The 11,199-nt window shown below is 70.4% G+C and carries 10 protein-coding genes and 1 tRNA gene; 3 read left to right on the forward strand and 8 right to left on the reverse strand.

The annotated features are described in order from the left end of the window. The 3 genes from JG540_RS00125 to JG540_RS00135 are packed head-to-tail and all read right to left on the reverse strand — an operon-like array spanning position 1 to position 2,590. Complete coding sequence (locus JG540_RS00125) at positions 1–1,431, reverse strand: PP2C family protein-serine/threonine phosphatase (protein WP_200275888.1); 1,431 nt, start codon at positions 1,429–1,431, stop codon at positions 1–3. Next, positions 1,431–1,892: an FHA domain-containing protein FhaB/FipA gene (locus tag JG540_RS00130; RefSeq protein WP_200275890.1), complete on the reverse strand. Its 462-nt coding sequence runs from the start codon at positions 1,890–1,892 to the stop codon at positions 1,431–1,433. The genes JG540_RS00125 and JG540_RS00130 overlap by 1 nt, the downstream gene beginning before the upstream one ends. Beyond that, positions 1,889–2,590, reverse strand: coding sequence for an FhaA domain-containing protein (locus JG540_RS00135; RefSeq protein ID WP_200275892.1), 702 nt, complete (start codon positions 2,588–2,590; stop codon positions 1,889–1,891). The genes JG540_RS00130 and JG540_RS00135 overlap by 4 nt, the downstream gene beginning before the upstream one ends. A 248-nt stretch (positions 2,591–2,838) precedes the next feature. Between JG540_RS00135 and JG540_RS00140 the strand changes: the two genes are divergently transcribed. Continuing rightward, a tRNA-Leu gene (locus JG540_RS00140) sits at positions 2,839–2,925 on the forward strand. 349 nt (positions 2,926–3,274) lie between these two features. On the opposite strand, the gene JG540_RS00145 is transcribed toward JG540_RS00140, so the two are convergent. The 5 genes from JG540_RS00145 to JG540_RS00165 all read right to left on the reverse strand — a co-directional run bounded on the left by JG540_RS00145 (position 3,275) and on the right by JG540_RS00165 (position 8,113). Next, positions 3,275–3,976, reverse strand: coding sequence for an FhaA domain-containing protein (locus JG540_RS00145; RefSeq protein ID WP_200275894.1), 702 nt, complete (start codon positions 3,974–3,976; stop codon positions 3,275–3,277). A 96-nt stretch (positions 3,977–4,072) separates the two neighbouring features. After that, entirely contained in the window at positions 4,073–4,510 is a 438-nt protein-coding gene (locus tag JG540_RS00150) for a VanZ family protein (protein ID WP_234042817.1), read from the reverse strand. A 112-nt stretch (positions 4,511–4,622) separates the two neighbouring features. After that, entirely contained in the window at positions 4,623–4,871 is a 249-nt protein-coding gene (locus JG540_RS00155) for a YbdD/YjiX family protein (protein ID WP_200275896.1), read from the reverse strand. A 1-nt stretch (position 4,872) separates the two neighbouring features. After that, the gene (locus JG540_RS00160; RefSeq protein WP_200275898.1) at positions 4,873–7,236 is read right to left on the reverse strand and encodes a carbon starvation CstA family protein; all 2,364 of its coding nucleotides are present in this window, start codon (positions 7,234–7,236) and stop codon (positions 4,873–4,875) included. A 226-nt stretch (positions 7,237–7,462) separates the two neighbouring features. Further along, the gene (locus tag JG540_RS00165) at positions 7,463–8,113 is read right to left on the reverse strand and encodes a phosphoribosyltransferase (protein ID WP_200275900.1); all 651 of its coding nucleotides are present in this window, start codon (positions 8,111–8,113) and stop codon (positions 7,463–7,465) included. Between the two features lie 90 nt (positions 8,114–8,203). Here JG540_RS00165 and JG540_RS00170 point away from each other — a divergent pair, with 90 nt between their 5' ends. After that, the gene (locus tag JG540_RS00170; protein WP_200275902.1) at positions 8,204–9,790 is read left to right on the forward strand and encodes an aspartate:alanine exchanger family transporter; all 1,587 of its coding nucleotides are present in this window, start codon (positions 8,204–8,206) and stop codon (positions 9,788–9,790) included. A 162-nt stretch (positions 9,791–9,952) separates the two neighbouring features. Further along, positions 9,953–11,011 carry a YeiH family protein gene (locus tag JG540_RS00175; protein ID WP_200275904.1) on the forward strand — a complete coding sequence of 353 codons (1,059 nt, stop codon included), beginning with the start codon at positions 9,953–9,955 and terminating at the stop codon, positions 11,009–11,011. Positions 11,012–11,199: the final 188 nt, after the last annotated feature.

Consider the following 11,199-nt stretch of genomic DNA (forward strand, 5'->3'; position numbering starts at 1 on the left):
TCAGGCTCCCGCTGGCGGCGTCGAGCTGGAGGGCGCAGGTTCAGGGGCTGCGGCGGAGGGTGCCGGGGTGGCCGGAGCCAGGGTGGCGGGGGAGGTGGGCTCGGAGGCTCCGGGCAGCACGGCGTCAGCCCGGCGGTTGCGCACGGTCTCCTCCACGTACTTGCGGGCTGCCTCCAGGCTGGGCTCGCTGACGGTCTGCTGCAGGCGGTTGCGCATCTCCTCGTCCAGGGCGGAGACGGCGGGGTCCTGCGGGCCGTCATAGGTCTGCACCACGCGGGACAGGTCCAGGGGCCCCACGGAGCGGTTGACCCCCTGGTAGATGACCACGCGGTCGTTCAGGGCGGCCACGTAGTACTGGGTCTGGGTCCACTGGTAGGCCAGCAGCCCCGCTACCAACAGGGTGACCACCAGCAGCAGGGTGCCCAGCACCGTGTTGCGGCGGGAGCGTCTGCGGGCCAGGGCGTGCAGCTCGGCAGCCTCCTTGAGCGCCAGCTCCTCCTGCTGGGCCAGGCGCTCGTTGGAGCCGGGCACCTGTCCGCTGGCCTGGGCTACCAGGGCGGCGGCCTTGGCGGCCGGGGAGGTGGCCTCGGCGCTGGTGGGCAGCCGCATGGTGCTGATCCTGCTGCCGTCCAGCAGGGCCTCGTTGCGGGAGCGGATGGCGGCGGCGGAGCCCACCACCTGCGGGGCGGGGGCGTCCAGGGGGTCGCCCTCGACGACGTCGAAGACCACCGCGGTCACGTTGTCCGGGCCGCCTGCGCGCAGGGCCAGGTCGATCAGCTTGTCGGCGGCCTCACCGGGGTCCTCGGTGCCGGTGAGCACCTCCTGCAGGGTCTCGGCGGTCACCGGGCCGCACAGGCCGTCAGAGCACAGCAGCCAGCGGTCGCCGGGCAGGGCCTCGCGGATCGACTCATCCAGCTGCACCTCACCCTCGGTGTCGCCGAGCACCCGCAGCAGCACGGAGCGCTGGGGGTGGCGGCGGGCCTGCTCGCGGGTGAGGCGGCCCGTCTCCACCAGGTACTCCACGAAGGTGTGGTCGGTGGTCACCTGGGCCAGCACCCCGCCCCGTACCAGGTAGGCGCGCGAGTCGCCCACGTGCACCATGGCCAGCTTGTTGCCGCTGCGCATGATGGCGATGCAGGTGGTGCCCAGCCCCGACAGGTCCGGGTTCTCCGAGGAGCGGGAGATCAGGTCGGCGTGGGCCTCCTGCACGCAGTGGCGCAGCAGGTCCAGCATCTCGTCGGCGCGGTAGATGTCAGAGTCCAGGTGGGCCAGGTGCTCGATGGCGACGGCGGAGGCGATGTCCCCACCCGCGGGCCCGCCCATGCCGTCGCACAGCAGGGCCAGGTGGGGGCCGGCGTAGCCAGAATCCTGGTTGGACTGGCGCACCAGGCCGACGTCGGAGCGCGCTGCGAAGCGCAGGTAGATGGTCATCAGCGCAGCTCCAAGGTGGTCTTGCCAATGGAAACGGGTACGTGGAGGTCCAGGCGCACAGGCCGGTCGATGGCTCGGCCCTGCACGATCGTGCCGTTGGTGGAGCCCAGGTCCTCGACCCACCAGGAGCTCGCCTGCGGGTAGATCCGGGCGTGGTGGGAGGAGGTGTAGTTGTCGTCCAGGACCAGGGTGTTGTCCACGGCGCGGCCGATGGTGATGGACACGGGGGACAGCGGCATGGAGGTGCCTGCCAGACGGCCCTCGGAGATGTAGATGGTGGTGGCGCCCTTGCGGCGGCCCTGTCCGGCCACGCCGCGGGCGCCGGGGCGCCGGACTGGGGCGTGGGAGACGGAGGTGGCCTCCGCGGTACCCCGGGCGAGGGCACGCAGCATCAGGAATATCAGCAGCCACAGCAGGCCCAGGTAGGCGAAGCGCAGGGTGGAGAAGAGGAAGTCGCTCACAGGCTGCCTCCTGCTCCCAGGGGCGCCTGGGTGACGGTGATCGAGGTGCCTTCGCCGATCATCACCAGGTCGCCCTGGCGCAGCAGCAGGGGCGACTTCTGGGCCAGGCGCCGGCCGTTCACGCGGGTGCCGTTGGTGGAGCCCAGGTCCTCGACCACCAGGCCCTGGGGCGTGGTGGTCAGGCGCAGGTGGCGGCTGGAGACGGCGGTGTCCGGCACCACGATATCGGCCCCGGTCCGGCGTCCGATGGTTACCGGCGTGAAGGGCAGGGCGTAGCGCTCGGCGCTGGTGGTGCCGTGGACGTGGACGGTGATGATGGCGCCGCGGTGCGGCTCCGTGAAGGTGGGGACGACCTCGAAGGCCCCGAAGATGGAGTGGATCTCAGAGTCCGGCACCAGGTCCACCGTCACGCGGGTGGTGGTCTGGTAGCCCTGCTCGGCGACGGCCTCCTGGGCGGCGCTGGCCAGCTCGGCGCGCATGGCGTCCAGGCCCCAGGACACGAATCGGGAGTAGTCGGCGGGCAGCAGGTGGACGGTGTAGGTATCAGGTACCAGGTACTTGCCTGAGGAGGTGCGCCGGGCCCCGGTGTCCATCAGCTCCTTGATACGTGTGAGGATCTCGATCGCCTCCACGTCCTTGCCGCGGGTGGGGGAGCCCGTGCTCGGACCAGGTTTCCTGCTGTTCCACAAGGGTGCCATGTCCTTAGGCTCCTCCTTTCCGGGGGCGTTGTGCACGTGGGCGCATCGGCCTGGACCGACGGGCTTGCTCATCGTAGCGGGTGGGGCGCGTTGGAGTGGATAGCGGCAGGGCCTGGGGGCTGGGATATAGGTCCTGAAACGCGGGTAGTACTGCCTGGGGAGCGGTCGTGAGCGGTCTCACGTAGCAGAAGGGCCTTCTCAGTTGGACGAGGTGCAGGGAGGGCGTGCTATCGTCATCCTCGCTTCCAGCGCGAGTGGCGGAATTGGTAGACGCGCACGGTTCAGGTCCGTGTGATCTAACGATCATGGGGGTTCGAGTCCCCCCTCGCGCACCAGCCGGGCCCGGTCGGTTCACCGACCGGGCCTTTTGACTCCCTGGGCACGACGACGCGCCCCGGAAGCTGCCCCACAGGCAGGTACGGCAGCGTGGTAACGATTGCGTACCACCTGCGTCACAGGTGGCTGCTCGCCCCGGGCAGGCGCTCACCAGGGTGCACGGGGCTCGCCGTCCAGCAGGCTGCTTGCCTACGAGGGGCTGGTGGCCCCCGGTCCGGGTGCCCTCCCTGGCTGGTCCGGTACGGGCCCCGCCGGGAGCCGTTCCTCGGCTACGGGGAGGCTGTCTGGCAGCTGTCAGCGGGCTCAGCGGGCCGCAACGCAGGCTCCCCCAGGGCGGGCGCGTAAGCCCTAGCCCCGGTGCTGGCTGCCGTCCCAGAAGCGGATCGTGGTGCGCCCCACCTGGATCGTGTTGCCGTCCACCAGGGTGGCGGCGTCAATGGGGTGGCCCTCGATCAGGGTGCCGTTGGTGGAGCCCAGGTCCGTGGCCACGTAGTGGCCGGAGCGGTTGCGGATCTCCAGGTGACGGCGGGAGACGCCGGAGTCGTCCACGACGACGTCCGCCTCGCTGCCGCGCCCCAGGATGGTGACCTCACCGGTGAGTACGTACCGCTGGCCGTCCACCTCGATCACCGGCCGCTCCGGCGTCGGCAGGGAGGTGGCCGGGGCGGCGGCCCCACGCTTGCGGCTGGCCTCGACAGTGACCGGCTGGGAGCCCTCCGGCCCCAGGACCAGGCCGAACTGGATCGGCCCCACGAAGGAGTGCCCCTGCTCAGTGGCGAAGACCGTGGCTGCGTTCTCCAAGGAGGAGAACACCGCCTGCTCACCCTCCTGGGAGATGCGCTGGGCCGTGGCCGGGTTGACGGTCAGGATGAAGGAGTTGGCCACCACCGAGCGTCCGTGGCCGAAAGGCGTGGCCGTCTCAGCCAGCACCCGCCGCAGCTCCTGGCCGAGCACGTCGGTGACTGAGCCGGAAGGAAGCTGCGAGAAGGTGCGCTTTGCGGCGTCCCCGACACTTCCGAAGCTCTTCTCGATCCCGTCCAGAAGACCCATGGCGACTCCTCACGTCTGCGAGCGGACCTGCCGACCCCAGGGGGAGGGTCGGTCACGGGCGCAGGACCGCAACTGCTCCGATAGTAACGGCATACCTCAGGATGCTCTGCCAGCGCGCGCCGTCAAAAGCGGCCAGCAGCTCAGCAGGGCCGCCGCCAGGAGCACCCCGGCCCCGGCACCGGCGCTGTTCTCGACGACGTTGGCCAGGCTGGCCCGGCGCGTCAGGGCGGGCAGGGCGTACTGGGTGGCCTCCGCGGCGACGGCGAACAGGACCCCCGCCAGGAGCCAGCGCCACGGCCCCAGCCGGGGCCAGCCGAGCAGCCCCAGCGCCGTCAGGGGCAGCAGCATCACCAGGTTCAGGAAGGTGTCCTTGTGCTCTGCGGTCAGCGGCGGCGGGCCGACCGTCTCCTTGAAGCCGGAGACCTCCTCGCCGCTGGGCCACAGCACCGCCACCAGCACCACCAGCAGGTAGGCCAGCCAGGCGGCACGTACCAGCCAGGTCCAGGACTCAGGGCGCAGGAGCTTCTCAGACACCCTGCTGACCCTACCCTCTAACTTGAGGGTTTCCTGAAAGAGGTTGAGCTGCCTGCCGCGAGCACGCCGGTGCCCGGTGGCGGCAGCACCACCGGGCACCGGCGTCTCCGGCTCAGCAGCAGCCGGTTGAGATATTCGACTCGTCGAAGGCGGCACGGGCCCGCCACCACTGCCGCTCGGTCAGTGGCTCGTGGTCGGGGTGCTCCCGGCGGTGCCGCACCAGGTAGCGGTCGTAGGCCGACTCCCCGGTGAAGTCACGCCACAGGTGGTGGGCCTGGCGCAGCCCGTCCAGCAGCCTCCCCCAGGGGCCAGCCGCCTGCGGGGCCGCAGGCCCCACCGGGCCCGGTCGCGCTGCACGCATCTCAGTGCCCCGAGTGGGAGCGGCCAGGCACCAGGGCCGGGTCGCCCACGAGCTCGTACTCCTTGACCAGGCGCTTCTGCAGGTCCGAGGCGATCATCGTCTCGGGGGCGTAGAAGCGGGACTCCTGGTAGGGGTCCTCCGAGGTGGTGGTGTCACCGGCACGCACCGCCTTGACCATGGCCACGGCCGCGCAGACCATCACGAAGGCCACCAGCACCAGGAACACCACCGAGAGCGTCCCCTGGATCATGGTGTTGCGGATGATCGCCTTGGTCACGGAGACCTGGTTGGGGTCCGTCAGCCCCGGCAGGGCCGCCTTGGCGTCCCGCCACTGCTGGAAGTAGCCTACGCGGGCGTCGGTGGAGAAGATCTTCTGCCAGGAGGCCGTGAAGGTCACCACCGTGTCGAAGACCAGCGGTACCGCCGGGATCCAGGCGTACTTCAGGTAGCCCTTGCGCACCGTCATCACCAGGCACATCAGCAGCGCCACCGCCGCGATCAGCTGGTTGGCGATACCGAACAGCGGGTAGAGGGTCTTGATGCCGCCGCGCGGGTCGGTCACGCCCATCAGCAGCAGGGAGCCCCAGGCGGCCACTACCACGGCGGTGGTCGACCAGGCGCCCACGTGCCAGGAGGGGTCACGGAACTTGGGCCAGATGTTCCCCAGCGCGTCACCCAGCTGGAAGCGGGCCACCCGGGTCACGGCGTCCACGGCCGAGAGGATGAACAACGCCTCGAACATGATCGCGAAGTGGTACCAGAAGCCCATCATGGCCCGGCCGCCGCCGATCTGGTGGAGGATGTGGGCCATGCCCACGCTCAGGGTGGGGGCGCCGCCGGTGCGGGAGACCACGTTGCGCTCACCGACGTCGGAGGCCAGCTGCTTGAGGGCCTCCTCCCCGGTGAAGGTCTTGGGGTTGCCCGCCTCGTCCCAGGACTCCCAGGTGGGGTTCAGACGGTTGCCGTGCGCGTCGGTCACCTTCAGGTTCTTCATGGCCTCGGCGGCCAGCTTCTCGCAGTGGTGCTCCGGGTCGTCGGCGGTCTTGCAGGGGGCGGTGGCCGCCACCTCCGGGGCCAGCTTGTTGAGCGAGTCCACGGAGGTGTTCATGGAGAAGTAGATGCCGGGGCTCAGGGAGACGGCGGCCGCCATCGCCATGATCGCCACGAAGGACTCCATGAGCATGCCCGCGTAGCCGATCATGCGGACCTGGCTCTCCTTCTGGATCATCTTGGGGCTGGTGCCCGAGGAGACCATGGCGTGCATGCCGGACAGGGCGCCGCAGGCGATGGTGATGAACAGGAAGGGGAAGAGCTCACCGGCGAAGACCGGGCCCTCGGTGTTCAGGGCGAACTCGGAGACAGCCGCCATCTCCACCACCGGGCGCACGATGATGATGCCCAGCGCCAGGATCAGGATGGTGCCCACCTTCATGAAGGTGGACAGGTAGTCGCGGGGGGTCAGCAGCACCCACACGGGCAGCACGGCCGCCAGGAATCCGTAGACGATCATGGCCCACACCAGGGCCGTGGGGGACAGGTGCAGGTACTCGCCCAAGGAGGACTCCGCCACCCAGCGGCCACCGATGATGACCACGATCAGCAGCGCGAAGCCGAGCACGGACACCTGGGTGATCTTGCCCGGCTGCACGAAGCGCAGCCACAGGCCCATGCCCACGGCGATCGGGATGGTCATGCCCACGGAGAAGACGCCCCACGGGGACTCCGCCAGCGCGTTCACGCAGACCATCGCGAGCACCGCGAGCACGATCATGAGCATGACCAGCACGACCACGGTGGCCACGGTGCCACCGATCTTGCCGATCTCGTCCGTGGCCATCTGGCCCAGGGAGCGGCCGCCGCGGCGCATGGAGAAGAACAGCACCAGCATGTCCTGCACCGCCCCGGCCACGATCACGCCCAGGATGATCCACAGGGTGCCGGGCAGGTAGCCCATCTGGGCCGCCAGCACCGGGCCCACCAGGGGGCCGGCGCCCGCGATGGCGGCGAAGTGGTGGCCGTAGAGCACCACCCGGTGGGTGGGGTCGAAGTCCCGGCCGTTGTTGATGCGCTCGGCGGGGGTGGCGTTGGAGTCGTCCGGCCGCATGATCTTGCGCTGGATGTACAAGGCGTAGAAGCGGTAGCCCATCGCGTAGGTGGACACCGCGGTCACCACGAACCAGATGGTGTTCACGTTCTCGCCGCGGGCCACGGCCAGCATCCACCAGCCCAGGACCCCGACGGCGGTGATCGCCACCCAGGTGGCTATGGACCGGGGGGTCCACTTGTGGTGCGGCCTGATGCCTACGGGTACGCCGTCCTTGTTCCTGATGATCAGGCGCTCCTCCTCCGGCGTGTAGGAGGGCATAGCTTCTTTGGTCTGGGTTGCCACAGGTTCACCGCCTTGGTGGGAGATCGGTCGGCGGCGCAGGCGCGTCGCAGCTCACACGGTAGCGGCGTCACAGGGCCCAGGTCCGGAAATTGAACCTGGGAGTTATATGTCCAGGTGTCAGGTCAGGTGCTAGGCCACTGCCAGGTCAGCTGTCAGGCCGGTGGGTGGCACGGACCCGCTGCCTGGTCCCGGCTGCCAGGAGTCAGGCCCCGGCGACGCCGTCGAGCAGGTCCGTGGCCTCCTGGTCTGCCTCACCGTCCAGCGACTCGGGGGTGATGACCGGCAGCACGGACCAGGGGAAGTTGATCCACCTGTCGGTCACGCGCCAGCAGTAGTCAGGCTCGAACACGCTGCGGGGCTTGCGGTAGATGACGGCGCTGCGCGCGTCCACCCGCACCACCTCACCGCCCACGTCCAGCCCCTGGCTGGTGAGCATCTCCATGACCAGCTTCAGGGTCTTGCCGGAGTCGGCGACGTCGTCCACAACCAGCACCTTCTTGCCCGGCAGCTCGGAGGCGTCCATCAGCGGCGGCAGGATCACCGGCTCCTCCAGGGTCTGGCCCACGCCGGTGTAGAACTCCACGTTCATGGCCCCCATGGCCTTGATACCGATGGCGTAGCCGATCGCCCCGGCAGGGATCAGGCCCCCGCGGGCGATGGCGATAATCAGGTCCGGCATCCAGCCGGAGCGCACGATCTGGGCGCTCAGCTCCCGCTCAGCGGTGCCGAACAGCTCCCAGGTGAGCTCCTCCCGGTCGGGGGACTCAGCGGAGGTGGCGCCGTCGTCAAAGGGCTGGCGCGGGCCGGGGTGCTCAGAGGGGACAGGTGCCGGGGTGCTCTGCTCGTCGCTCACCCGGCCAATCGTAACGGGTGCGCCGGGTGCCCTGGCCTCCACGGACCGCCGGAAGGCCAGGGCCCTCGGGCCAGCGGCTAGCCTGGGGGCGTGCCCAATCTGCTTGACCCAGCTGTGCAAGTGCTAGCCACCGCCCCGCTGCTCACCGTCTTCCTGGTGATCGGCCTGGGCACCGCAGTGGGGCACGTGCCCCTGGGGCCGATCCGCTTCGGTGCGGCCGGGGCCCTCTTCGTGGGCCTGGCCGTCGGGTCGCTGGACCCGCGTCTGGGCGCGGACCTGAGCCTGCTGCGCAGCCTGGGGCTGGGACTGTTCTGCTACACCGTAGGCATCGGCGCAGGCGGAAGCTTCTTCCGGGACCTGCGCCGCCAGCTGCCCCTGATGGGACTCTGCGTCGTGGCCCTGGTACTGGCTGGTGGGGCGGGTGCTGTCTTCTCCCGGCTGACCGGTATCACGCCCGCCATGGACTCAGGGGCCTTCGCGGGCGCCCTGACCTCCCCGGTGCTGGACGCGGCCATCGAGGCCGCAGGCAACCAGGAGCCCGCCGTCGGCTACGCCCTGGCCTACCCCGTGGGCGTGGCGGTAGCCATACTGGTGGTCGCCGCGGTGGTGACCCGGGACTGGCCCAGCCGCCGTGACCCCCGGCCCGCCAGCGCCGACGGCATCAAGGCCACCAGCGTCCTGCTGCTCACCCGCGTGCGCCTGACCGAGCTGGAAGCCTTCCGGGAGGGGCGTATACGCATCTCCTACCTGGAGCGGGACGGTGACACCCGGGTGGTTGAGCCGGGGGAGGAGCTGCTGCCCGGGGACAAGGTCGTCGTCGTCGGCTCTCCGGCGGCCATCGAGGAGGCCGTGCACGACCTCGGCACCGGCTACCTGCGCTGCCTGGCCAAGGACCACAGCGTGGTGGACCACCGGCGGCTGACCGTCTCCAGCACCCGTGTGGCAGGCAAGACCATCGGCGAGCTGGACATGCACGGCCGCTTCCAGGGAGTCATCACCCGTGTCAAGCGCGGCGACCTGGACCTGCTGGCCCGCGAGGACCTGGTGCTCCAGCTGGGGGACCGTGTGCTGGCGGTGGTCCCCTCCGACGAGCTGGAGAAGGCCGCTGACTTCTTTGGTGACTCCGAGAAGTCCATCTCCCAGATCGACGCCTTCTCCGTAGGCATGGGCATGGCCCTGGGCGTGCTGCTGGGCCTGGTCGCCATCCCGCTGCCCGGCGGGATCAGCCTGAGGCTGGGGGTGGCGGCAGGCCCGCTGGTGGTGGGCATGGTGCTGGGCCGGCTGGCGCGTACCGGTCCCTTTATCTGGGTGCTGCCGCACGCGGCCAACGCCACTATCCGCCAGCTGGGCATGCTGTTCTTCCTGGCGGCCATCGGCCTGGCCTCCGGGCCCTCCTTCGCGGCGGCCGCCTTCTCCTGGACCGGGGTGGCCGTGGGGGTGCTGGCGGCCCTGATCGTGCTGGTGAACGCGGCGGTGCTGCTGCTGGGGGCACGGCTCACGGGCGTCAGCGCGCAGCGGGCCGCAGGCGGCTTCGCCGGGCTGGTGGGGCAGCCCGCCATCCTGGGCTACGCCTTGTCAAAGCGTGACGACGAGCGGGTGGAGGCCGGATACGCCACGCTTTTCGCCCTGGCTATCGTGGTGAAGATCGTGATGGTGCAGGTGCTGGTGGCGCTCTAGCACCCACCGGCGCGCTCAGGGGCGGCCTGGGGCCACCGGGGCGGTCCTGCTGCGCGAGGTCGCCCAGGCCACCGCCGGTACGGGTGCCACCCGGGCGGTTCCGGCCACCGGGGGCCAGCAAGGTTGCGGCCCGGGGCAGGTCAAGGTGCAGAATCAGGCAACGTGAACAAGCTGCTCCCCGGCCTAGGGCTGTGCGCCGCTGTCGCGCTCGCGGCCACCGCCGTCAACTCACAGGTTCCGCTGCTGTCCGCCATGCTCCTGGCGATCCTGGTGGGGGTGGTGCTGCGTAACACGGGGCTGGTGCCGCAGGCGGCTGAGCCTGGGCTGAAGGTCGCGGGCAGGACGGTGCTGCGGGCCGGGGTGGTGCTGCTGGGGCTGCGGCTGTCCCTGCCTGCGGTGCTGGAGCTGGGCTGGGGTGCGGTCGGAGTGATCGTGGTCACGGTGGTCGCCGTGTTCGCGGCGACGCTGTGGCTCGGGCGGGTGCTGGCGGTGCCGCGGGCGACCACCCTGCTCACCGCTACCGGCACCGCCATCTGTGGGGCGGCTGCAGTGGCTGGCATGAGCGCCGTGGTCAGCGGCGGGGAGCAGGACGACGACGTCGAGTCTGCGGCAGCCACCGCTATAGCCTCCGTCACGTTGTTCGGCACCCTGGGGATCCTTCTGCTGCCCCTGCTGGTAGGCGTCCTGGGCCTGTCCCCGGTGCCGGCCGGGGTGTGGGTGGGGGCCTCGGTGCATGAGGTGGGGCAGGTGGTCGCGGCTGGCGGGCTGGTCTCCCAGGAGGTGCTGGAGGTGGCTGTGGTGGCCAAGCTCGGCCGGGTGGTGCTGCTCGCCCCCCTGGTGGCTCTGGTAGGGGTGTGGGAGGGGCGTCGGCAGGCCCGCAGGGTCGGTGCGCAGGTCGTTGGTGCTGAGGTGGCCCAGGTGCTGGCAGGGCGGCCGGTGACGCACCCACGGCGCCAGGCCCCGCTGGTGCCGCTGTTCGTCGTCGGGTTCCTGGCGATGGTGGCCGCCCGCTCCCTGCTGGAGGGGACGGTGCCTGCGTGGGTGCTCGGCTGGGCGGGACAGGCAGCGTCCTTCCTGCTGACCATGGCCATGTGTGCCATGGGGGCGGGAGTGGACCTGCGGCGTCTGACCCGCAACGGCCTGCGGGCCCTGGGACTGGGGGGAGCAGCCGGGCTGGTCTCCTTGCTGGTCTCCTGGCTGGCTGTGATCTTGCTCGTGTGAGCGGGGCCTGGACCGCGCCAGCAGGCCAGGCCGGGGGCCTGGACGCCAGGAGGCGGTATGTCTGCGTTAGGCGCGCTCGCCGGGAGCAGGTAGTTTTGGGCCCCGCGCTGGCGTGCCCCGCAGGGTCACAGAACCCTAACGTCGGAGCCACCGTGTTCGTTCTTATGCAACCATGTTGCTGAAAAGAC

Source organism: Actinomyces weissii (genome assembly GCF_016598775.1).
GTDB lineage: Bacteria > Actinomycetota > Actinomycetes > Actinomycetales > Actinomycetaceae > Actinomyces > Actinomyces weissii.